A 22,856-nucleotide genomic window follows, 5' to 3' on the forward strand; every position below is an offset into this window, starting at 1 on the left:
TTCGCCATGCGTCCGCACCGTCCGGAGCCCCAGAAGCACCGAACCGGAAGGAAGAGAGAATGGCAGCATCCCGAATGCACGCGCGTCTTCGAGCGCGAAGAGCAGCGGCAGCGCTCGTGGTCCCACTGATGGCGGTCTCGTTGGCCGTCGTGACGAGCGCGCCGGCGCACGCGGCCGACGAGGTCGGCAGCTCGACGCTCGTGCCCATGCAGGTCACGGGCGACCCGCAGGAGCGCTTCTCGCTCGTCATCCTCGGCGACGGCTACACCGCCGCCGAGCAGGACAAGTTCTACGACCAGGTCGAGACGCACCTCGAGACCATGTGGAGCATCGAGCCCTACAAGAGCTACCGCAACAACTTCAACGTCTACGCGATCGGCATCGTCTCCGGCGAGTCCGGTGTGAGCTGCGATCGCACCCTCGACGCCCCGCGTCGCAACACGCCCCTGAAGATGGCCTTCTGGGGAGGCTGCAACGCGAACAGCGTCGAACGCCTGCTCACGGTCAACAACACCCTCGCCCGCCAGTTCGCCGCGAAGGCTCCCAAGGTCGACCAGATCCTCGCACTCGCCAACAGCGACACCTACGGCGGCGCGGGCGGAAGCTACGCGACGGCGAGCGGCGGCAACGCGCTCTCGGCGCTCATCTCGCCCCACGAGATCGGGCACTCGCTCGGTTCACTGCAGGACGAGTACGACTACTACTCGCGAGGCGTCACGACCGGCGACTACACGGGCGGCGAGCCGAGCTCGAAGCACCACACGATCATGACGACCGAGCAGATGGCCGCCACGAAGTCGAAGTGGTGGCGCTGGCTCGGGGAGCCGAGCGAGTCAGGCGGCACCATCGGCGCCTACGAGGGCGGTCAGTACTACTCGACCGGCATCTTCCGGCCGAGCCGCCACTCGATGATGAAGACGCTCGGCTACCAGTACGACCAGGTCGGCCGTGAGATCGTGACCGAGCGCGTGGCATCCCGTGCGCCCCTGGTGCCCGACTCGACACCGACGACGGCCGCCGTGGCCGCCGATCAGGTGCTCTGGCTCGAGACGGCCCACCCCGTCTACCACGAGGTCGACGTGACCTGGGCGATCAACGGCGCCCAGCTCGCCAACCCGGGCAACCTGCGCACGCTCGACCTCGCCGCGCAGGGTGCGAAGCCCGGTGACAAGGTCACCGCGACCGTCGTCGACAACACCGACTTCGTGCGCGACCCGGCGCTGCGCGCGAAGTCGTCGATGACGCAGGAGCGCACCTGGACGGTGGGCGACGCAGCGGCGAGCACCGTCGAGGTCGCTCCCGCGGTCACCGAGTCGAGCCCGACCGATCGCGCCGCCGGCTCGGACGACGTGCTCTACGTCAACACGACCCACCGCGCGGACCGCGAGTTCGCCGTGTCGTGGACCGTCGACGGCCAGCCCGTCGCCGACCCCTACGGCAAGGCCGCCCTCGATCTCGGCCGACTCGACCTGGCCGCCGGTTCGCACACCGTCGAGGCGAAGGTCACCGACCCGGGCGACGCCGGAGCACCCGCGGCGACGGTCGGCTGGACCGTCGACAACGGCGGACCGACCGTCGAGGCGACCGTCTCGGCCCCGGTCTCGACGAGCGTCGGCGCGAACGGCGAGCCGCACTACCTGGTCAACGAGTCGTTCTCGATGAAGCTCGTGGCGTCCGACGATCACGAGGGCGCCCTCGTGAGCGAGTTCCGGCTCGACGGCGACGGCTGGCACAACTACTACGGTTGGCCGACCGACCCCGACGCGCCGTTCCTGTTCACGCCCACCGGCACGAACATCGACGACCTCGTCTACGGCAACCTCGGCCCGCAGGGCATGTCGCTCTCGCCGTTCGTCGAGCGCGAACCCGGCTACGGCACGCACCGCGTGGAGTACCGGGCGACGGATGCCGCTGGCAACATCGGTCCCGTCCAGGCGTTCACGGTCACCGTGCTCGGCGGCGACGACGCCGATCCGCGGCAGATCATCACCGCGCCGGTGGAGGTTGCTGGCGGCCTGACGCTGCAAGCACCGGATGTCGAGGGCGTCGAGCTCGAGCGCGTCGTGCTCTCGGGCGTCGACGACGAGACCTCCGGGGTGCTCGCACCGTTCGGCGTCGTCGACGCTCGCGGCACCGCCGCGGGCTGGGACCTCACCGGGCAGGTGTCCGACCTGACGAGCGGATCGGGCTCGATCCTCGCCGACAACCTCGGGTGGGAGCCGAACGCGGAATCCGTCACCGGCTCGCTGCCGACGACGGATGGGCAGGCTCCGAAGGTGAAGCCCGGCTCGCCCGAGACGCCGGGTACCGGCCTCGGCTCGCCGGCGAGCCTCTGCTCGGCGCCGTCCGGTCACAGCGCCGGCGCGTTCTCGTGCGGCGGCGGGCTCCGGCTCGGCGTGCCCGGGTCGACGCCCGCCGGCTTCTACGCCGGCGTCCTGACGCTCACCCTCATCTGATCCGATCCGCGATCCGATCCGTCGGACGCGCGGCGTGCGGGGCGACGCGAGTCGCCCCGCACCTCCAGACCACCGCACCAACCAAGCAGGAGGACATCACGACCATGCACACCACGAAACCCGACACGACGAGGCGCAGGCGGCGCGGCGCCGCCACGGCGCTCGTCGTCGTCCCGATCATCGCCTGCGGGCTGCTCGCGTCCGCGGCACCCGCGGTCGCGGCCCCGTCGCCGGCCGAACCCACCTTCCAGGACGGCCTCTCGCAGGCGGTCTTCACGACCGATCGCAACGCCTGGATCCGCCAGGAGGCCTGGGTCGAGAGCGAGGTCGACTCCGACCGCGACGGCAAGCCCGACCTCGTGCACATCGACGTGACCCGCACGCCGGAGACCAACGCCGGCCTCGACGTGCCGGTCATCATGGAGATGAGCCCGTACTACGCCGGCGGCAGCAGCGTCGGCAACTGGAACGTCGACCACGAGATCGGCGAGCCCCCGACGTCGAAGCCGGGCTTCCCGGCTCCGGCGGCCCCGCGCACGAGCCCGAAGATCTCGAGCTCGTTCGAGTCGACCTGGGTGCCGCGCGGCTTCGCGGTCGTGCACGCCGAGTCCCTCGGCTCGGGCTTCTCGGAGGGCTGCCCGACCTCGGGCGGCACGAACGAGTCGCTCGGCGGCAAGGCGGTCGTCGACTGGCTGAACGGCCGCGCGAAGGCGTACACGAGCACCGCGCGCTCGCAGGAGGTCTCGGCCGACTGGACGACGGGAAGCGTCGGCATGATCGGCACCTCGTACAACGGCACGCTGCCGATCGGCGTGGCGAGCACGGGCGTCGAGGGCCTCGACGCGATCGTCCCGGTGTCGGCGATCTCCGACTGGTACAACTACTACCGCGCCAACGGTGCGGTGCGTGCGCCGGGCGGGTACCAGGGCGAGGACCTCGACGTCCTGGCCGACTACGTGTACACGCGGGCCGACCAAGCGATCTGCCAGCCGGTGATCGACGAACTTCGTGCGGAGCAGGACCGGGCGACCGGTGACCGCACCGAGTTCTGGGAGGAGCGCGACTACCTCGCGAACGCCGACGACATCCACGCGGCGACGCTCGTGGCGCACGGTCTCAATGACTGGAACGTCATGACCAAGAACGCCTCCGACCTCTACGAGGCGCTCAAGGAGCGCGGCGTGCCGCACCAGATCTACCTGCACCAGGGCGGTCACGGCGGCAACCCGACCGACACGCTGCTGAACCGCTGGTTCACCCGGTACCTCTACAAGGTGGCCAACGGCGTCGAGGACCTGCCGAAGGCCTACGTGGTCCGCGAGAACAAGGTGCTCACCGAGTACCCCGAGTGGCCGGACCCCGCTGCGGCGGATGTCTCGCTCGACCTCGGCTCGGCGACGACGGCCAACACCGTCGGCGCGCTCGACTTCGGCGCGGACCGTTCCGGCCGCACCGAGTTCCTGATCGACGACGCCTCGAAGAAGGCCGCCGCGCTCGCCACGGCGGCGCAGTCCGAGAACCGCCTCGCCTACCAGACGCGTGCCGTCTCGGAGGCCGTGCGCCTGTCCGGCACGCCGAGCGTCTCGCTCGAGCTGGCGGTCGACCGCGAGAAGGCGAACCTCACGGCGCTGCTCGTCGACTACAAGTCGAACGGCACGGCGACGATCGTCTCGCGCGGCTGGATGGATGTCGAGAACCGCGTCTCCGACGCGGTGACCGACCCGATCGAGCCCGGCGCCTTCGCGACGTTCGACTTCGAGTTCGAGCCGAAGGACTACGTCTTCGCGGCCGGGTCGAAGCTCGGCATCGTGGTCATGTCCTCCGACAACGAGTACACGGTGCGCCCCGCTGCGGGAACGCGCCTCACGGTGAACCCGGCGAAGTCGTCGGTCTCGCTGCCGATCGTGGGCGGCGCGGCGACGCTCGTCTCGGTGCTCGGTGCGAGCGGTCCCGGAACCGACCACCAGGTGATCACGACGCAGATCTCGGGCGGCGCGCTGTCGCTCTCGATCTCGAGCGATGAGCCGGTCGCGCTCGAGCCGGTCGCCCTCACGGGCGTCGACCAGCGCACGACCGGAGCCCTGCACGACGTCGAGGTCCTCGATTCCCGAGGCACGGCGGCGGGCTGGGACCTCACCGCCCAGGTCTCGGACTTCACGAGCGGCACGGGCACGATCATCGCCGACAACCTGGGCTGGTCGCCGAAGGCGGCCGCCGCGACGGGCGGACTGCCGACGCCCGACGGACAGGCGGGCGTGGTCACGCCGGGAGCCTCGGCCGAGCCCGGAGCGGGCATCGGCGAGTCCGCGGCGCTCTGCACGGCCGCGCGCGGTCACAGCGCCGGCGCGTTCAGCTGCGGCGCCGACCTCGTGCTCGGCATCCCGGGTTCGACCCGGCTGGGCACCTACGCGGGAGTGCTGACGCTCACGCTCATGTGATCGTCGCCGCATGGCGGCCGTCGCGGGTCGGGGACTCCCCGCCCGCGACGGCGGCATCGCGTGACATGCAGAAGGCCCGCCCTCCGATCGGAGGGCGGGCCTTCTGACGTTCGCCGTGACCGGGGTCAGGCGTTGCCGATGCTCCGCAACAGGTCGGCGAAGCGGCGGAGCTCCGCCTCGGGCCGGCCCGCGAGCACATCGCGCAGGCGCTGCTGGTTGGCATCGCGCACGTGCTGCACCCGCTCGATCGCCACGGGCGTCGCGACCAGCACGCGCACGCGCCCGTCGCGCTCGTCGGCGCGGGTCTCGACGAGACCCAGCTCCTCGAGCATGCGGATCTGCCGGCTCACGACCGACTTGTCCATCTCGAACATCTCGGCGAGCACATGCGCGTTCGTGGTGCCGAGCCGCGTGATCGCCGAGAGCAGCTTGTAGCCGGCGGGCTGCAGATCGGGGTGGACCTGCAGCGCCGCCTCCTTCCAGACCGTTCGGATGCGGCTGAACAGCATGCTCAACTGGTCTTCCACCTCGGCGACGGCGCCGGCCATGGCCTCGTCGACCTCCGTGTCGATCGTGTCGATCAGCTCGATCGACTCGATCTTCGCGGTGTGGTCGGATGCCTCGGTCACGAGCGTCATGCTATCGGGCGGTCGTGGTGTCGGCCGTGTCGGAGCCGGGCGTCGTCGGGCGGTTGCCCGCGCCGGCGGTCGCCTTCGTCGGGGCGTCTGCCGCGGCATCCGTCTCGACGAGCTGGATCGACGAGGTCACCGGCGAGCCGATCTCGGCTTCGGCCAGGTCGATCGCGACCTGCTCGAACTCCTCCTTCAGCTGCTCGGCCGAGGTCTTGGTCGAGAGCGCCTTGTTCGGCAGGAAGGCGATGGCGATCACGCTGAGCACCGCGAGCGGCACGGCCACCCAGAACACGTCGGCGATGCCGTTGCCGTAGGCGTTCTCGATGATGACGCGGATGCCGTCGGGCAGCTCGGAGACGTGGGGGATGCCGCCGCCGGCGAGGCCCTTCAGGGCGTCGACGTCTTCAGGAGAGGTGGGCGTGTAGCTCTTCAGGCCGGACGTGATGTGCGTCGTGACCTGCGTGGCCAGCAGCGAGCCCATGATCGTGACGCCGATGGTGCCGGCGATCGTACGGAAGAAGTTCACGTTCGAGCTCGCGGCACCCAGCTGCGAGGCGGGGGTGTCGTTCTGCACGACGAGCGTGAGGTTCTGCATGACCATGCCGAGGCCGGCGCCGAGCACGACCATGTAGACGCTGACCCAGAGGTAGTCGGTGTCGTAGCTGAGCGTCGTCATGAGGTAGGAGCCGGCGACGACCAGCACCGAACCGAGGAGCATGAAGCGCTTCCACTTGCCGAACTTGCTGATGAGTGCGCCGATGACGATCGAGGCGCCCATCTGGCCGACGATCATCGGGATCGTCATGAGCCCCGACTCGGTGGGGGTCGCGCCGCGCGCCAGCTGGAAGTACTGGGCGAGGAACACGCTCGTGGCGAACATCGAGACGCCGATCGCGACCGAGGCGATCACGGCGAGCGTGAAGGTGCGGTTCTTGAAGAGCGTCATCGGCACGATGGGCTCGGGAACGAAGAACTCGGTGATGATGAAGCCGATGATCGCGAGCGCCGAGACGCCGATCATCACGTAGCTCGTCATCGAGTCCCACTCGAACTCGCTGCCGCCGAGCGACACCCAGACGAGCAGCAGCGAGACGCCGACGGCGAGCAGCACGATGCCGAGGTAGTCGATCTTCACGGCGCGCTTCGGCATGGGCGGCAGGTGCAGGGTGCGCGAGATGACGATGAGCGCGATGATCGCGAGCGGCACGGGCAGGAAGAAGTTGGCGCGCCAGCCCCAGGCGTCGGTGATGACGCCGCCGAGCAGCGGGCCGCCGATGGTCGCGACGGCCATGATGCCGCCGACGAAGCCCATGTACTTGCCGCGCTCGCGCGGCGAGATGATGACGGCGATGAGGATCATGACGAGCGACATGAGGCCGCCCGCGCCGAGGCCCTGGATCACGCGCACGGCGATGAGGGTCGAGGTGTCCTGGGCGAAGCCCGCGATCGCGGTGCCGACGACGAACAGGCCGATCGCCGCCATGAGCAGCGCCTTGCGGTTCACCAGGTCGGCGAGCTTGCCCCAGATCGGGGTGGAGACGGCCATGGCGAGCAGGCTCGCGGTGATGACCCAGGTGTAGGCGGTCTGGTCGCCGCCGAGGTCGGCGATGATGAGCGGCATCGAGGTCGAGACGACCGTGCCGGAGATGACCGCGACGAACATCGCCACGACCAGGCCGGAGATGGCGATGATCACCTCGCGGGGGGTGCGTTGCGCCGGCGCGTCCGGCACGACCGGCGTGGTGCCGGTCGTGGGCTGTTCTGCCACTGAAGTCACGTGCGATTCCTTACGTCTTGCGTGTTCCACATAGTTGATATTCAACAACTATATATAAATGGTTGCATTGAGTCAACTTTGGACCTCGGTCAACTATTCCCTCCGGCACCGGTCGAATGCACGGATGCCGCGGGTCGCTGCCCGCTCGGCCGCCACCGAAGGCTGCCGACCGGTCTGGTGCGCACGTCGCACCCGGCGTTAGGCTCGTCGCAGAACGCCTGGGGGGGTGGGTCGGCATGTCGGGACATGAGTCGGTGCGGCACCGCAGCAGTCCGGTCGTCGGTCGGCGCCTGCGGCTCATCCGACTCGCGCTCGCCGCCCTCGTCGTCACCGGCGCCGGCGCCGCGGCCACCATGGCGGCCTGGACCGACAGCACGTTCTTCACCACCACCGTCTCCTCCGGCACGATCGACCTTCAGGGGGCGGTCGACTACCTCGATCCCGCGAACCCGGGACCGGTGCCCGACGGTCTCGACTGGCAGCAGTTCCCCGGGCCCGACCCCGCGAACAGCGGCGAGATCGAGCGCTTCGTGCCGCCCGCCATCGACTTCCAGAACCTCGGCCCCGGGCAATCGAGGAGCGCGACGATCTGGGTCCGCAACGCGGGTTCGCTGCCGCTCGGCATGCTCTTCGACGCGGCCGACGCGGCCGACGTGTCCTGGACGGGGGCGAACCTGTTCCCCGATCCGCCGACCGTCGCGGTCTCGGCGATCGACCGGAACGGCACGGTCGTCCCGTCGATCGACGGGTGGGTGCTCCGCGGCGGCGACTGGCTGACGATCACGGTCACCGTGACGACGCCGGAGGACTGGGCTCAGGAGAACGCCGGCAGGGCCGGGCAGCTCGCCCTCGTCCTCGAGGCGACCACCGAAGGCGTGACGACCGACTGACCGACCTCGAAACCTCCACAACTCGACAACCACAGGCGGCCACCCGGGGGAGGCGGCCGCGAACCTCGGCCTGGCGGTCGCAGACGAAGGGAAATGACATGTCAACTCGTACTCCCGAGCAGGCGCGCAAGCGTCGGCTCATCACCGGAATCTCGCTCGCGGCCGTCGCCGTGCTCGGCGTCGGGGCCGCGATCACCACCGCGGCCTGGACCGACAACGTCTGGTTCAGCGCGACCGCGAACACGTCGTCCATCGAGTTGCTCGGCGCCGTCGGCGAGACCGAACCCGCTCCCGGCGACGCGGCATGGGAAGAGGCCGACGAGGAGAGCACGGCCGTCGTGATCCCTGCAGCGTCGTTCGCCGATCTCGTGCCGGAGGAGACCCGTGCGGTGCAGATCTGGCTCTGGAACGACTCGACCGTCGACCTGAGCGTGGAGCTGGCCACCCTCGACCTGACCGGCAACCCGCTCTTCGACCCGTCGCTGACCACTCCGTCGTCGCCCGCGGCGATCGGCGTGTTCACGGACGAGGCCGGGACGACCGCCTATACGACGACGGTCATCCCGGCGGGTGACACGCTCGGCCTGTGGGTCGTGGTGCAGACGCCCGACTGGGTCTCGCCCGCCGACGATGCCATGCAGGACGTCACGTCACCCGCTGTGCCGCTGCAGTTCATCGGTTCGACGGTTCCCACCCCGTAGCAGGGCGGAATCCTTCCCGCGCATCCGGTGACGGATGCCGCGGCAGGCTGAGACGAGTTCGCATGTCGAGCACGAGCACGCACGTGCGTCGCGGGGCCCTCACGTGGGCCGCCGCGATGCTCGCCGTGCTCGCCGGTGCCCTCCTGCTCGCCGTCGGAGCCGCAACCACCTCTCGCGCCGTCGAGCCGGTGGAGTTCACCCTCGTGTTCGACGACCTCTCGCCGGGCGAGACCCGCACCGAGTCCGCCGTCGCCACCCTCGAGCGCGACGCGACCCTCACCTCGATCGCATGGGTGGAGCGCACGGGCCTGCTGGCCGACGGCTCGCTCGACGTCACGGTCTGCCGCGACGACGTGTGCACCGCGCTCGCCGGCTTCGTCGAGACGCCCATGTCGGCAGGTGCGCTCGACGTGTCGGTGACGGTCGTCGCCGCTGCGGACGTATCGCCCGACGACGACGGCACGGCGCTCGGACGGCTCACGTTCGTCGCCGACGACGACGGGCTCGCCCCGACCGGTGCCTCGCTCGCCGCGTTCGTCTGGGGGGTCGCGCTGCTCGCGACCGGCGCGCTGCTGGCCGGTGTCGCAGCCGCCAGAGGTCGCGCGCGCGCCTCGGAGGGGACGCCATGAGGGTGCTGCGCGCGATCGGGAGCACCATGCTCTGGGTGCTCGCGGGACTCGGCGTGCTGTCGGGGCTGATGTGGGGCGCGAGTGCGCTCGGCCTCCTGCACCCGCTCATCGTCGTCTCGGGCTCGATGCAGCCCGGCATCCGAACGGGCGACCTCGTCGTCGGCGTGCCTCGAGCGATCGAGGAGGTGACGCCCGGCGACGTGATCACCCTGACGAGCACGCAGACGCGGAAGCTCGTGACGCACCGGGTGGTCGCGATCGAGCCGAGCGCCGGCGGGTTCGCGGTCACGATGAAGGGCGACGCGAACGACGCAGCGGATGCCGAGGCATACGCGGTCCCGGCGGGTTCCCGAGTGCCGACACCCCTGTTCGTCGTCCCGGGCGGCGGCTTCGTCGTGGAGACCATCAGCCGACCGCCCGTGGCGATCCCGCTGCTGATCGCCCTCGCCGCGCTCGTGGGGCTCGCGATGCTGCCGTCTGGGCGGCCGCGCGACGACGAGGCGGATGACGGTGCGGACTCCCCGACGGATGCCGCGGCATCCGTCGAGCATGCGCCATCGGTGAGCGGGGGCGGCGCATGAGCGCCCGGGTACGTCGGTGGCGGGCGCTCGCCGCGTTCGCGGCGATGGCGGCGATGGTCGGCGGCGCCGCGTCGATCTCGACGACGACGGCGGCGTGGGTCGACCGCACGACGTTCCACGCCGAGGCGAGTTCGCTCGAGACGTTCACGCCCGCGGCCGAGACCTCGCACGACCCGATCGCGATGTCGCCTGGCCTCGAGTTCTCGGTGCTGCAGCAGCCGACGCAGGCGCCGAACGACGCGGACGTCTGCGTGCAGCGGATGTCCGTGACGAACACCACCGCGGAGCCGCTCGAGTGGTGGGTGGAGTTCGACGTCGACCTCCCGCCGCTGTGGGGACTCGACCCGACGGTGCCGGGTGCGTTCTCGTTCGACCGTATCCGCACGATCTCGTTCGATGCGGGAACAGGCGTCTGGCGGATCGGCGGAATCGAGGCGGACACGCAGATCGTGCAGCCGGGGGCCAGTATCGGAGGCATCGGGTACTGCACGACGACCAGTGGGCCGCAACTGCCAGACGATCCAGCCCTCTACGAGGTCGAGGTCTCGAGGGCGCCACTCGGCGTCCAGTCCTGCGTGTCGATCCACGTGGCGACGACCTTCCCGTGGGCGATCGTCTGGAGCACGCGGGTCGACATGCTCGACTATTACACCGATGCCGAACTCGCCGGCCGGACGGAGCTCACCGCGTCTCAGGCCGTGGCGACGCCAGTCGCCGGCGATCCGTACGTCTTCGACGTCGTCGGCGACGACTCTTCGCGCATGATCGCCGCGCCATGGGGCGATCGCGACCTCGTTCGTGCGGTGTGCCTGCAACCGCCGACGGCGCCGGACGCCCCATAGGGCGCCGGGCTCCCCGGAGACGACCCGACCGGCGTCGATTTGGCCGAGCACGCGACATCCGGTAATGTTGTCCGAAGCCGAAGACCGCTGGTTGTCGCGCCGCTCGGGTTCCACACCCGAAGAGCCGACCGAAGTCTTGCGAAAGCAAGGGCCCGCGCAGGTGTGACGAAGACTTTCCGATGCGAATCGGGCCAGGCTCCGCGCAACTGCGCCGGAGCCTTTTTGTTTGTCCGCGAGACCTCGTCGCCAGCCGTGATCCGAAGCCGTGCATCGCAACAGTGATGCACGTTGAGTACACAAGGAGTGGCCATGGCGAACAAGGAAGCCTCGGTTGCCGAACTCACGAACCTGTTCGAGAGCTCCGCAGCCGTTCTGCTGACCGAATACCGCGGCCTGACGGTTGCACAGCTCAAGCAGCTGCGCAACAGCATCCGTCAGGACGCGAGCTACGCCGTGGTGAAGAACACGCTGACCAAGATCGCCGCGAACAACGCGGGTATCTCGACGCTGGACGACGACCTCACCGGTCCGTCCGCCGTCGCCTTCGTGCACGGCGACTTCGTCGCCACCGCCAAGGCCGTTCGTGACTTCGCCAAGGCAAACCCGAATCTTGTGATCAAGGGCGGCGTCTTCGAGGGCAAGACCCTCAACGCCGACGAGGTCGACAAGTACGCCTCGCTCGAGAGCCGTGAGGTTCTGCTTGCGAAGGCAGCGGGAATGATGAAGGCGACGATGGGCAAGGCTGCCGCCACCATCGACGCGCTTCGCGAAAAGCTGGAGACCGCCGAGGCCGCGTAAGCGCCCGACGATCTCGTTCTACAAACCCCATCTATTAGGAGATACATCATGGCGAAGCTCACCACCGAAGAGCTGCTCGAGCAGTTTGCCGGCCTGACGCTTGTCGAGCTCAGCGAGTTCGTGAAGGCGTTCGAGGAGAAGTTCGAGGTCACCGCTGCCGCTCCCGTCGCCGTTGCCGGCGGCGCTGGCGCTGCTGCTGAAGAGGTTGAGGAGAAGGACTCCTTCGACGTCATCCTCGAGGCCGCAGGCGACAAGAAGATCCAGGTCATCAAGACCGTCCGCGAGCTCACCTCGCTCGGCCTCGGCGAGGCCAAGGCCGTCGTCGACGGCGCTCCCAAGGCCGTGCTCGAGGGCGCGAACAAGGAAGCCGCCGAGAAGGCGAAGGAGGCCCTCGAGGCCGCCGGCGCCACCGTCACCCTCAAGTAATTCCCGCCCTCGCGAGAGGGTTGCGGCTTGAGGTGACCTGCGTCACCTGAACCGAACGGATGCCCCGTGGCTCGTCATGAGCCACGGGGCATCCGTCGTTCTCGGTGTGCTGTTCCTCGCGATGCTCAGTCGTGTTCGCTGCGCACGAGCAGTTCGGCGAGCCCGGCGTACGTGTTCGGTCCGGGCACGCCGTCGATCGGCCCCGCGTACCCGCCGCGCTTCGCGATGCGCTGCAGCGCCTTCCAGGTGTTCGGCCCGGCGGTGCCGTCGATGGGGCCGGTGTAGCCGGCACCGGCGAGCACGGTCTGCACGCCCTTCCAGGAGTTCGGTCCGAGCACGCCGTCGTACGGCCCGAAGTAGCCGCCGATGCGGCCCAGCACCTGCAGCGCCGCGTTCGTGTCGTGTCCGGGCGCACCGTCGACCGGCCCGGCGTACCCGAAGCCGGCGAGCACGGTCTGCACGCCCTTCCAGGACGCCGTGCCCATGACGCCGTCGACGGGGCCGGTGTACCCGCCCTCGGCCGCGAGGCGCTGGAGGGCGCTGAACGTGGCCGGTCCGGGTGCGCCGTCGATGCTGCCGCTGTACCCGTAGCCCTTGCCGGTCTGCTGGAGCGCCCTCCACGTGTTCGGGCCAGGGGCGCCGTCGTTCGGACCGTCGTACCCGCCGGCCCTGGCGAGCCGCTGGAGGGTGATGCCGTCGGTCGACGAGATCGTCGCGGCAGCTTCGGTGGTCATGATCTGCTCCTTCGTCGGGGCATGCGACAGGGGGCCGCAGATCCGGATCCTACGACTCGGCGGCCCGGGCCGCCAGCAGGTCCCGAGACGCTACGCGGCCGGCGCTGCGTCCACGGCCCACGGTGCGCCGAGCTCGCGGAACGTCCTCCCCTCGAGCACGACCCGCTCCGACCACGCCTCGAGGTCGCGCACCACGCGCCGGTCGCCATCGGCATCCGTCACCCGGTCGAAGAAGCGCGGATCGATCGGATGCGCCGGCGCGCCGGTGCGCACCGCCTCGAGCACCCGCATGAAGGCGCCCGTCGCCGCGACGGGCACCAGCAGCCGGTCACCGCGCCGCACGTGGTCGACGAGGTTCTCGAGCAGGCCCGTGCGGGCGTGCGACGTCGTCGCGGGCACCGCGGATCCCGGCCGGAACAGCTGCACGAGGTCCTGCGTGTACCAGAGCACGAGCGTGGCCTCCGAGCCGCGCACGATGACGCACGGCTCCGAGCGGGCGCCGGCCGTCAGGCTCAACGCTCCGGCCACGCGCCGCCCCTCGGCGAGGTCGATGACGAGCGACGACGTGTCGTCGGCCTCGATGTCGTTCGCGCGGTGGAGATCGAGGTGCACGTCCGAGACATCCGTCGTCGACGTCGCGCCGGCGACGGCCAACGAGGTGGCGACCCCGTGGGCGAGCGGATTCGTCACCGCGCCGTCGACGACCGGAAGACCCTCGAGCGTGCGACGCCCGGCCCACGGCGCGCGCCGCCAGTACTGCTCGGTGCGCGCCCACGTGCCGAGCGCGCCGTAGCCGAGGGGCTCGCCGACGGCACCGGAAGCGACCAGGTCGCGCACGGCCGCGATCGCCGACGAGCCGAGGCTCTGGAAGCCGATCTGCACCGCCCTTCGGGTCTCCGCGGATGCCGCGACGAGGCGTTCGAAATCCGCGAGCGTCGGCGTCGGCGGCTTCTCGAGCAGCACGTGGGCTCCGGCCCGCAGCGCCGCGTGGGCGAGGGGGAGGTGCGTGTGCATGGGCGTCGACAGCACGACGATGTCGAGCGACTCGCGCCCGATCATCTCCAGGGCGTCCCGGTAGGCGGCCGCGCCGTCGATGTCGGCCTCCGGTGGCCGGGGATCGGCGACGGCGGCGAGTTCGATGCTCCCGGCGCGCACGAGGTCGAGCGCCGCGGCGACGTGGCTCGCGCCGTGTCCGTGGATGCCGGCGATGCCGACCCTGAGCGGCGCCTCGGTCATGCGTCCACGTCGTCGACGTGCTTGCGGATCCCGTTCGGGTTCGCGAGCGCCGGCTTGAGGTCGAGGCCGGGGATGTCCGCGTTCGCCTCGGCGCCGAGTCGGGTCGCGAGCTGCTCGAGCTCGGCCGGATCGGTGATGATCCGGTCGATCATGAGCGCGTCGAGGCCGAGCTCGAGGCGCCCGCCCTCCGGCACCGCGACGAGGTCGTCCCACGCGAGCGCCGGGCCGATGCCGAGGTACTCGGCGACCCGGGCGAACCAGGGCAGCGGTTCGCGGTCGGCCGGCTGCGCGAGGAGCACCGTCACCTTGCGCTGGGCGTCCGCGACGGCGAGCCACGGCGAGCGGGAGCCGTGGGCGACGGCCTCGCCGACGCCGTCGCGCGTGACGACCGTCGCGTCCCACTTCGGGAAGCGCCAGAACACGCCGCCGTAGCCGGCACCGGCCCGGCCGTTGGTGGCCGGCGAGCCGAACGTGAGCGCGCCGAAGTTCGCGGCGAGCGTCGATCGCCAGCCGAGCATCCACGCGTCGCGCTCGCCCACCTTGGCCTGGCGGCCGGTGAGCCGGCGGACCTCGCTCAGCTGGGCGATCTCGCGTTCGTCGATCCACGTGAGGCGCTCGACGAGGGCGTCGCCCCGGATCTCGAGGTCGTCGCGGCGCTGGATGCCCTGGTTCTCGAGCATGATCGAGCCGACGCCCTGCACGTAGGTGCGCCCGCCCCAGTACGACGTGCCGTTCACGTCGGGCAGGGCGACGCCGATGCCGAAGTGGTGCAGGTGGTCGGTGGGGTGGCTGTCGGTGACGCGGGTTCCGCCGAGCGTCTCGACCGGGTGCAGGAACGGGCGGGGCGAGAGCACGGAGTCGATGCTGCGTCCCTCCTCGTAGCGGGCGACCACGCGGTCGCCGATGCGGAGGATCGGGCGGCCGGGCGAGAGCCATCCGGTGGCCTCCGGCGCCGGTCCGGTGCTGCCGCGCACCTGGAGGATCGTGCGGTACGAGAGCGGATGCGTCGCCGGCGAGCCGGCCATGGCATCGCGCAGGCGACGCCACGACTGCGCTCCGAGCTCGATGCGCGGCACCGACATCGTGGTGAGCGGAGGCGCGGAGAACTTCGCGAGCGGCACGTCGTCGATGCCGGTGACCGAGAGCTCGCCCGGCACGTCGACGCCGAGTTCGCGCAGGCGGGCGAGCAGCCCGAGGGCGATCAGGTCGTTGAAGCCCACGACCGCCGTGGCTCCGGACGAGAGCACGGATTCGGCGGCGCGGTAGCCGTCCTCGATCTGGGAGCCGCCCGCGATGTCCTCGACGTGGAGTTCGGGGTTGCGCGAGAGGAGTTCGGAGAGGCCGCGCCGGCGCATCGCGTCGGCGTGGGACTGCGGCGGCCCGGCGACGTACGCGAGACGGGTGTGCCCGAGCGAGAGCAGGTGCTCGCAGAGGGTGCGCGCGGCGTCGGCGTAGTCGATCGACAGCTCGGCGGCCGGGTCGCTCCGCACCGGGCGGTTCACCACCACGATCGGGCCCGACCTGGCGAGCAGCGCCTCGAGGCGTTCGGCGGGCATGCGCGGGGAGACGAGCACGAGCGCGTCGCAGCGCGATCTCGCCTCGATCGCGATCTCCTCCTCGTCGGCGACCCGCTCGGCGGTGTCGGCGACGAGTACGCGGTAGCCGTCGCGGGCCGCCTCGCGGCTGAGGCCCTTGAGCACGCCCTGGAACATCGGGTTCTCGAGGTCGGGCACGACGAGCGCGACGGTGTTGCTGCGGCCGCGCACGAGGTTGCGGGCCATCTGGCTGGGGGAGTAGTTGAGCTTGTCGATCGCATCGAGCACCTTGGCCGAGATCGACGGGTCGACCGTCTGGTTGCGATTCAGCACTCGCGACACCGAGGCCTGCGAGACGCCCGCGTACTCGGCCACCTGGGCGATGGTGACCTGCCGGTGGGGCGGGTTCGGCACGTGGACCTCCGTCGGTGGTTGGTTCGATCCTGCACCCGACGGCGCGGGTGGGACGTTCCCTGATCGAGCGAGTCTCGAGCAGGGGTGGAGGAGCGGTGAAGAGGATCACCGCTCCTCCGGTGGAGCGGATGCCGCGGCAGGCAGGTCGCGGCATCCGTTCCCTTTCGGGGACTGACGGTCCGGGAGGGCCGTCGGGGTGGGGCGGGTCGCGAGGAGTTCCGTCTCGCGACCCGCCCACATCAGGGGCGGGCGTGGCCCGCCGGATCAGACCGCGGCGTCGTCGAGGGCCCGCTGGAGCTCAACGAGGAAGCTCGCCGCGGCCTCCTCGGGAGTCAGTTCGCCGAAGAGCACCTTCTGGGTGTGCTGGTCGATGATGGCCTCGATGGCGCCGCCGCCCGGCGGGGTGGCCGGCGGGGCATCGCCGACCTCGGGGGCGAGGTCGTCGAGGAACCCGACGACGGTCTGGTTCACCTCGTCGAGCTTGGGCGTGATGTACTCGCGGATCTTCTCGTTCGCGGGCACGCCGCGCTCGGCGAGCAGCAGGTCCGCCGCCTCCTCGCTGTTGGAGAGGAACTCGAGGAACGTGGCGACCTCTGCGGGGTGCTCGGTCTTGGCCGACGCAGACCAGAACATCGACGGCTTGTAGTAGGCCCAGCCCTCAGGTGCGTTCGCGTCGGTCGGCACGCGCAGGGCGACGAGGTCCTGTCCGCTCGCGTCGCGCAGCGCCTGGACCTGGTTCGACCACCACGGGCCGAACGCCGAGGCGTTGGTGCCCGTGAAGGACTCGGCCAGGCCGCCGGACTCGCGTTCGATCGTCGCGGCGGGGTCGGGCGTGGCGCCCGCCTCGGTCGCGTCGAGCAGGAACTGCCACCAGCTCGCGAGGCCCTCCTCGGTCGCGGCGACCTCGCCGTCGGTCGAGTAGAGGGATTCGCCCTGCTGGCGCAGCCAGTTGTTCAGGCCGCCGTCCTCGAAGCCCCACGACTGCGTGCCGACGGTCGAGCCGCCGGAGGCCTTGGCCACTTCCTCGGCCGTCGCGATGAAGTCGTCCCAGGTCCAGGTCGTGTCGTCGGGCACCTCGACGCCGTACTGGTCGAGCAGGTCCTTGTTGGCGATGATCGTGTATGAGTTGATGCCGACGGGCACGCCGTACTGGGTGCCGTCGAGTGCTCCGGTGCCGAGGACCGCGGCCGGGTAGTCCTCGGTCGAGAGGATCGACGAGAGTCCGCCGAGGTCGGAGAGCACGCCGTTGGCCGCGTACGTCGAGAGCTGCTTCTCGTCCATCTGGATGATGTCGGGGATGTCGCCGGCGGCGACCGAGGTCGAGAGCTTGTCCCAGTAGCCGTCCCAGTCGGTGTACTGCGGCTCGATGGTGATGTTCGGGTGCTCGTCCTCGAACGCCGCGATGAGTTCCGCGGTGATGGCGTGGCGGGTGTCGTTGCCCCACCACGTGAACGAGAGGGTCACTGGCTCGTCGCTGAGCTCGAGTTCGGGGGCTGCGCCCTCGCCGCCGGCGTCGTTGCCGGCGCACGCCGTGAGGAGAAGCGTCGCGGCGCCGATGGCTGCGACGAACCCGGCACGGCGTCGTGTGATGCCTCGCATGGTCGGATCCTTCCTGGTGCTGTCTGGGTTGCTCGGGAGATGAGCGTCGTACTGGTGTTGCCGGTGTTGCCGTTGGTGCTGGTGGTGCGACCGGAGGGGCCGGTCACTTGATCCCCGTCGTGGCGATGCCCTTGATGAGGAATCGCTGGCCGAAGAGGAAGATCAGGAAGATCGGGATGAGCGAGACCACGCTCATCGCGAACAGCTCGCCGAAGTCGGTCGAGCTCTGCGCGTCCTGGAACGCGTTGAGCGCGAGCGGCACGGTGTACAGGCTCGGCTTCGTCAGGAAGATCAGCTGGCTGAAGAAGTCGTTCCAGGTCCAGATGAACGTGAAGATCGTGGTCGTCGCGAGGGCCGGGACCATGAGCGGCAGGATGATCTGCAGGAAGATCCGCGGATGCCCCGCCCCGTCGATGCGTGCGGCCTCGTCGAGTTCCCGCGGGATGCCGCGGATGAACTGCACCATCAGGAAGATGAAGAACGCGTCGGTCGCGAGCAGTTTCGGCACGATGAGCGGCAGGAACGTGTTGACCCAGCCGAGCTGCGAGAACAGGACGTACTGCGGCACGATGATCACGTGGATCGGCAGCATGATGCTCAGCAGCATGATCGCGAACCAGAACTTCTTGCCCGTGAACTCGAGCCGCGCGAACGCGTACGCCGCGAGCGAGCATGAGACGAGGTTGCCGACGATCGAGCCGACCACCACGAGTGCCGAGTTCGTCAGGTACACGTTGAACGGGTACGTCAGGGCGTTCCATCCGTCGACGTAGTTCGAGATCTCGAAGCTGTCGAAGACGAGGCCGGGCTCGCGGAAGATCAGTTCGTTGGGCCGGAAGGAGCTGACGACCATCCAGATCACCGGGTAGAGCATCAGCACGGCCGCCGCGATGAGGAACACGTGGCGCAGGATGCTCGTGACCGGCTTCCGGAACGGGTTCCGGCGGCGGCGCTGTTCGCGCACGAGCTCGGGCGGGAGCCCGGTGACGACCGATTCGGTCATCGGCGCGTGGTCGGTCGAGGGGTCAGTCTTGGTCATCGTAGAACACCCAATACTTCGAGGCCCAGAAATTGATGGCGGTGAGCGCGGCGACGATCACCAGGAGCAGCCAGGCCATGGCCGAGGCGTACCCCATGTTGAGGTTCGCGAAGCCCTGCTGGTAGAGGTACAGCGTGTAGAACAGCGTCGAGTCGACCGGGCCGCCCGTTCCGCCCGAGACGACGAACGCCTGGGTGAACGACTGGAACGCGCCGATGAGCTGCAGGATCAGGTTGAAGAAGATGATCGGCGTGAGCATCGGCAGCGTGATGTGCCGGAACTGCTGCCGGCGGCTCGCGCCGTCGACGGATGCCGCCTCGTAGTACATGACGGGGATCTGCCGGAGCCCGGCGAGGAAGATCACCATCGGTGCGCCGAAGGTCCAGACGTTGAGGATCATGAGGGTGCCGAGGGCGGTCTCGGGGTTGGAGATCCAGCCCTGGCCCTCGATGCCGAACCAGCCGAGCACGATGTTGACGAGGCCGTCGACGCCGAAGAGCTGGCGCCAGAGGATCGCGATCGCGACGCTCGCTCCGAGCAGCGACGGCAGGTAGAACGCCGATCGGTACAGCGAGAGGCCGCGGAGTCCGCGGTCGAGCACGATCGCGAGGAGGAGCGCGAGTCCGAGTTGCAGCGGGACCGAGACGAACACGTACTGGAACGTGACGGCGAGGGCCTTGTGCAGCCGCTCGTCCTCGAGCATGCGCACGTAGTTGTCGAGGCCGTTGAAGCGGGGCGGGCTCAGCAGGTTGTACCTGGTGAATGAGAGGGCGAACGACGCGATCATCGGCCCCACGGTGATGAGCGCGAGCCCGATGAACCACGGCAGGAGGAACAGGAACGCGACCTTGTTCTGCTTTCGCTGCCGCGCCACGGGCTGGCCCTTCACGCGGCGGAGTTCGCCGAGCGCGCTCATCGGGGGGCCTCTGGTGCGCCGCAGCCCGCATGGCGGACATCGGCTCGGGTGGGGGAAACCACGGTGTCTCCAGTCATCGACGTCGATCACTTCTCAGAAAGCGCTATCTCGCCTTCGTCCAGTAGTTCTACACGAGGAATCCGGGCATCCGCAAGCGCTTTCCCGAAACTCATCCCGCTGGAGATGCGAATCCGAGAAAGCGCTTCACGAGATTACTTAGCTTGGCTATGTATAATCGGTTCGTGACCTCAGAACTCCGCGCCGTGCTCGGCGACCTCATCTCGGTGAACAACCGCCTCACGCGACTCGCGGCATCCGTCAGCGGCAATGCCGAGTCGCCCGCGATCTGGCGCACCATCAGCGTGCTGCGCGACCTCGGCCCGATGCGCCTCGGCGAGCTCGCCCTGGTGAGCCGCGTCAGCCAGCCCACGATGACCAAGCTCGTGCACACGCTCGACGAGCGCGGGTGGATCCGGCGCATCGCCGACTCGGGCGACGCCAGGGCCTGGCTCATCTCGGCCGACCCCTCCGGCATCGCGGCGCTCACGGCCTGGCGCGACGAGATCACCGAGGCGCTCGAGCCCACGTTCGACGACCTCACCGACGACGAGGTCGCGACGCTCGCGGCATCCGTCGAGATCGTGCGATCGCGCCTCGAGCGCGCCCGCGAGGCGCTCCGCGAGGGCAAGTCGGCATGAGCGCGCAGACCGCCTCCATCCCCGTCGCACCCGTCGCCGCGCACGGCTCGGGCCACGGCTCCCACGGCTCCCACGGCTCCGGTCACGGCTCGACCGGCTCGATCCTGAAGCAGCCGAAGGCCGTCTGGGCCGTCGCGTTCGCCAGCGTCATCGCGTTCATGGGCATCGGGCTCGTCGACCCGATCCTGCCCGCGATCGCCGCGAGCCTGCAGGCAACGCCGACCGAGACCGAGATGCTCTTCACGAGCTACCTGCTGGTCACCGGCCTGGCGATGCTCGGCACGAGCTGGGTCTCGAGCCGCATCGGCGCGAAGAAGACGCTGCTCATCGGGCTCGCGATCATCGTCGTGTTCGCCGCAGCGGCCGGGCTCTCGCAGAACGTCGAGGAGATCATCGGCTTCCGCGCCGGCTGGGGCCTCGGCAACGCGCTGTTCATCTCGACCGCGCTCGCGACGATCGTCGGCGCCGCCTCGGGCGGCACCGGGTCGGCGATCATCCTCTACGAGGCCGCGCTCGGGCTCGGCATCGCCATCGGGCCACTGCTCGGCGGGCTGCTCGGCAACCTCAGCTGGCGGGGCCCGTTCTTCGGCACCGCGGTGCTCATGGCGATCGGGTTCATCGCGATCCTCGTGCTGCTCCGGCGCGAGCCCGAAGGCGAGCGACCGGTGCCGACGAGGCTGTCGGCTCCGATCCGCGCCCTGCGGCAGCCCGCGCTCGCGGTGCTCGCCGGGGCGGCGCTGTTCTACAACATCGGCTTCTTCGTGCTGCTCGCGTACTCGCCGTTCCCGCTCGGGTTCGACGCGCTCGGGCTCGGCTTCACGTTCTTCGGGTGGGGCGTCGCGCTGGCGATCACCTCGGTCTTCGTCGCCCCGCTCCTCACGGCACGGATGCCGCGCACCCGCGTGCTCTGGATCGCGCTGCCCATGCTGGCGGTCGTGCTCGCGGCGGCGGGCCTGTCGATCTCGTCGCCCGCGTGGCTCGTGGTCTGGATCGTGGTCGGCGGACTCGTGCTCGGCGTGCTGAACACGGTGCTGACCGAGTGCGTCATGGAGGCGACCGACCTGCAGCGCTCGGTCGCGTCGAGCGCCTACTCGGCCGTGCGGTTCCTCGGCGGTGCGGTGGCGCCGCCGGCCGCGGCCGAGCTCGCGCGCCTCATCTCGCCCGAGGCGCCGTACTACGCGGCCGCCGGCTCCGTCGTCGTCGCGACCCTCATCGTCGTGCTCGGGCACCGCGCGCTTCGTCGGGTCGACGGCGCGTCCGAGCCCGCACTCGTCGAGGCCGAGGCGATCGCCGCGGGCGACGCGACCTGAGCCGCGGCCCCGGCGCGATGAGGCGCGTCCCGGCTTCGCCGGCCGTCAGCCGGCGACCGGGCGCGAGGTGCTGCCGCGCACGATGAGCCGCGTCGGCATGGGTGCGCCCGAGTCGGGCAGCGGGTCGGCCTGGGCCTCGCCGCCGAGCATGCGCAGGGCGACCTCGACGGCCAGCCGGCCCTGATCGCTCGGCGACTGCGCGATCGTCGTGAGGTCGAACAGTTCGGCGTGCTCGTGCCCGTCGACGCCGATCACCGAGAGGTCGCGCGGCACCGACAGCCCGAGTCGCTCGGCCGCCCGGATCACCCCGAACGCCATCTCGTCGGATGCCGCGAACACCGCGGTCGGCCGGTGCGCCGGGTGTCCGAGCAGCTGCAGTCCGGCCTCGAACCCGCCGGGCATGCTCATGGCCGCCTCGACGACGATCGCACCCGGCCCGCCCGCCGGATCCTCCTCGGAGCGCAGGGGGAGGCCCGCGGCATCCGTCGCCTCGAGGAAGCCGGCCGCCCGCAGCCCCGGAACGCTGCGAGGGGCGCTCATCGCGCCGAGGCCCGCGAGGTGCGCGATGCGCGTGTGCCCGAGGTGCAGCAGGTGCGAGGCGGCGAGCACGCCGACGTCGTGGTCGTCGATCGAGAGGCGCGCGGTCACCTCGCCGCTGCCGCCGATGCAGACGACGGGCTTCTCGCGGCGCTCGAGCCCGCCGATCTCGCCGTCGCTGAGGTCGACGCCGATCACGATCACCGCGTCGACGCGCTTGCGGGCGAGGAAGAAGTCGAACACGCGCGACCGGTCGGGCCCGGAGATCGGGAGGTTGTAGAGCGTGAGGTCGTATCCGGCGGCGAGCAGCGTGCGCTCGATGCCGTCGAGCACGGCCCCGAAGAACCAGCGGTTCACGAACGGGATCACCACGCCGATGTTCTTCGTCCGCCCCGTCACGAGGCTCGCGGCGTCGGGCGAGGCGATGTAGCCGATCTCGGATGCCGCGTGCACGACCCGCAGTCGGGTCTGCTCCGCGACGTGGCCTCGGCCCGAGAGCGCGCGCGACGCGGTGGCCTTCGAGACGCCCGCGAGTCGCGCGACATCGCTGATGGCCGGCATCGCGCCTCCCTCCCTCGGGCAGCATCCGCTCACGATGCTAGTGCTCCCGGCGTGAAAGGTGGAACCGGTTCCGGAGTGGTGTCCAATGGCGGGGCTCCGGAGAGAGA

20 protein-coding genes are annotated in these 22,856 nt (G+C 70.1%); 11 read left to right on the forward strand and 9 right to left on the reverse strand.

The window, feature by feature from the left end; translation table 11 throughout:
- The first annotated feature begins 59 nt into the window (after positions 1-59).
- Together ASE68_RS19530 and ASE68_RS19535 are read left to right on the forward strand one after the other, a co-directional pair.
- The gene (locus ASE68_RS19530) at positions 60-2,456 is read left to right on the forward strand and encodes a M64 family metallopeptidase (RefSeq protein ID WP_235481314.1); all 2,397 of its coding nucleotides are present in this window, start codon (positions 60-62) and stop codon (positions 2,454-2,456) included.
- A 104-nt stretch (positions 2,457-2,560) separates the two neighbouring features.
- On the forward strand, positions 2,561-4,894 hold the full coding sequence (locus ASE68_RS19535; RefSeq protein WP_082462547.1) for a Xaa-Pro dipeptidyl-peptidase: 2,334 nt from the start codon (positions 2,561-2,563) through the stop codon (positions 4,892-4,894).
- A gap of 125 nt (positions 4,895-5,019) precedes the next feature.
- Here ASE68_RS19535 and ASE68_RS19540 read toward each other — a convergent pair whose 3' ends face one another.
- Positions 5,020-5,523, reverse strand: a complete 504-nt coding sequence (locus tag ASE68_RS19540; RefSeq protein ID WP_235481317.1) for a MarR family winged helix-turn-helix transcriptional regulator — start codon at positions 5,521-5,523, stop codon at positions 5,020-5,022.
- Positions 5,524-5,533: 10 nt separating this feature from the next.
- Positions 5,534-7,294, reverse strand: coding sequence for an MDR family MFS transporter (locus ASE68_RS19545; RefSeq protein ID WP_369800128.1), 1,761 nt, complete (start codon positions 7,292-7,294; stop codon positions 5,534-5,536).
- 245 nt (positions 7,295-7,539) lie between these two features.
- Here ASE68_RS19545 and ASE68_RS19550 point away from each other — a divergent pair, with 245 nt between their 5' ends.
- The 7 genes from ASE68_RS19550 to rplL all read left to right on the forward strand — a co-directional run bounded on the left by ASE68_RS19550 (position 7,540) and on the right by rplL (position 12,170).
- On the forward strand, positions 7,540-8,193 hold the full coding sequence (locus tag ASE68_RS19550) for a hypothetical protein (protein ID WP_055863347.1): 654 nt from the start codon (positions 7,540-7,542) through the stop codon (positions 8,191-8,193).
- A 98-nt stretch (positions 8,194-8,291) separates the two neighbouring features.
- The gene (locus ASE68_RS19555; protein WP_055863349.1) at positions 8,292-8,894 is read left to right on the forward strand and encodes a hypothetical protein; all 603 of its coding nucleotides are present in this window, start codon (positions 8,292-8,294) and stop codon (positions 8,892-8,894) included.
- A gap of 62 nt (positions 8,895-8,956) precedes the next feature.
- Complete coding sequence (locus ASE68_RS19560; protein WP_055863352.1) at positions 8,957-9,523, forward strand: hypothetical protein; 567 nt, start codon at positions 8,957-8,959, stop codon at positions 9,521-9,523.
- Positions 9,520-10,104, forward strand: coding sequence for a signal peptidase I (locus tag ASE68_RS19565; RefSeq protein ID WP_235481322.1), 585 nt, complete (start codon positions 9,520-9,522; stop codon positions 10,102-10,104). The genes ASE68_RS19560 and ASE68_RS19565 overlap by 4 nt, the downstream gene beginning before the upstream one ends.
- Positions 10,101-10,946: a hypothetical protein gene (locus ASE68_RS19570; RefSeq protein ID WP_055863354.1), complete on the forward strand. Its 846-nt coding sequence runs from the start codon at positions 10,101-10,103 to the stop codon at positions 10,944-10,946. Before ASE68_RS19565 ends, ASE68_RS19570 begins: the two co-directional genes overlap by 4 nt.
- A gap of 309 nt (positions 10,947-11,255) precedes the next feature.
- A complete protein-coding gene (gene rplJ / locus ASE68_RS19575; protein WP_055863357.1) occupies positions 11,256-11,744 on the forward strand; it encodes a 50S ribosomal protein L10 in 489 nt (162 codons plus the stop codon).
- A gap of 48 nt (positions 11,745-11,792) precedes the next feature.
- Entirely contained in the window at positions 11,793-12,170 is a 378-nt protein-coding gene (gene rplL, locus ASE68_RS19580; RefSeq protein WP_055863358.1) for a 50S ribosomal protein L7/L12, read from the forward strand.
- 125 nt (positions 12,171-12,295) lie between these two features.
- Here the strand turns inward: rplL and ASE68_RS19585 are convergent, their stop codons facing one another.
- The 6 genes from ASE68_RS19585 to ASE68_RS19610 all read right to left on the reverse strand — a co-directional run bounded on the left by ASE68_RS19585 (position 12,296) and on the right by ASE68_RS19610 (position 19,643).
- A complete protein-coding gene (locus ASE68_RS19585) occupies positions 12,296-12,904 on the reverse strand; it encodes a peptidoglycan-binding domain-containing protein (RefSeq protein ID WP_055863360.1) in 609 nt (202 codons plus the stop codon).
- 90 nt (positions 12,905-12,994) lie between these two features.
- Positions 12,995-14,140, reverse strand: coding sequence for a Gfo/Idh/MocA family protein (locus ASE68_RS19590; protein ID WP_055863362.1), 1,146 nt, complete (start codon positions 14,138-14,140; stop codon positions 12,995-12,997).
- Positions 14,137-16,089 carry a DUF6807 family protein gene (locus tag ASE68_RS20005; RefSeq protein WP_082462548.1) on the reverse strand — a complete coding sequence of 651 codons (1,953 nt, stop codon included), beginning with the start codon at positions 16,087-16,089 and terminating at the stop codon, positions 14,137-14,139. Before ASE68_RS20005 ends, ASE68_RS19590 begins: the two co-directional genes overlap by 4 nt.
- A 264-nt stretch (positions 16,090-16,353) precedes the next feature.
- Entirely contained in the window at positions 16,354-17,688 is a 1,335-nt protein-coding gene (locus ASE68_RS19600) for an ABC transporter substrate-binding protein (RefSeq protein WP_055863364.1), read from the reverse strand.
- A gap of 103 nt (positions 17,689-17,791) precedes the next feature.
- Positions 17,792-18,727, reverse strand: coding sequence for a carbohydrate ABC transporter permease (locus tag ASE68_RS19605; RefSeq protein WP_235481325.1), 936 nt, complete (start codon positions 18,725-18,727; stop codon positions 17,792-17,794).
- Positions 18,714-19,643, reverse strand: coding sequence for a carbohydrate ABC transporter permease (locus tag ASE68_RS19610; RefSeq protein WP_055863366.1), 930 nt, complete (start codon positions 19,641-19,643; stop codon positions 18,714-18,716). The genes ASE68_RS19605 and ASE68_RS19610 overlap by 14 nt, the downstream gene beginning before the upstream one ends.
- A 242-nt stretch (positions 19,644-19,885) precedes the next feature.
- Between ASE68_RS19610 and ASE68_RS19615 the strand changes: the two genes are divergently transcribed.
- Entirely contained in the window at positions 19,886-20,341 is a 456-nt protein-coding gene (locus ASE68_RS19615) for a MarR family winged helix-turn-helix transcriptional regulator (protein ID WP_235481342.1), read from the forward strand.
- Positions 20,338-21,651, forward strand: coding sequence for an MFS transporter (locus ASE68_RS19620; RefSeq protein WP_082462549.1), 1,314 nt, complete (start codon positions 20,338-20,340; stop codon positions 21,649-21,651). Before ASE68_RS19615 ends, ASE68_RS19620 begins: the two co-directional genes overlap by 4 nt.
- 45 nt (positions 21,652-21,696) lie before the next feature.
- Here the strand turns inward: ASE68_RS19620 and ASE68_RS19625 are convergent, their stop codons facing one another.
- Positions 21,697-22,749 (reverse strand): LacI family DNA-binding transcriptional regulator, encoded by a 1,053-nt coding sequence (locus tag ASE68_RS19625; protein ID WP_055863369.1) that lies wholly within the window; start codon positions 22,747-22,749, stop codon positions 21,697-21,699.
- Positions 22,750-22,856 lie beyond the last annotated feature (107 nt).

This window comes from Agromyces sp. Leaf222 (assembly GCF_001421565.1).
Taxonomy (GTDB): Bacteria; Actinomycetota; Actinomycetes; order Actinomycetales; family Microbacteriaceae; genus Agromyces.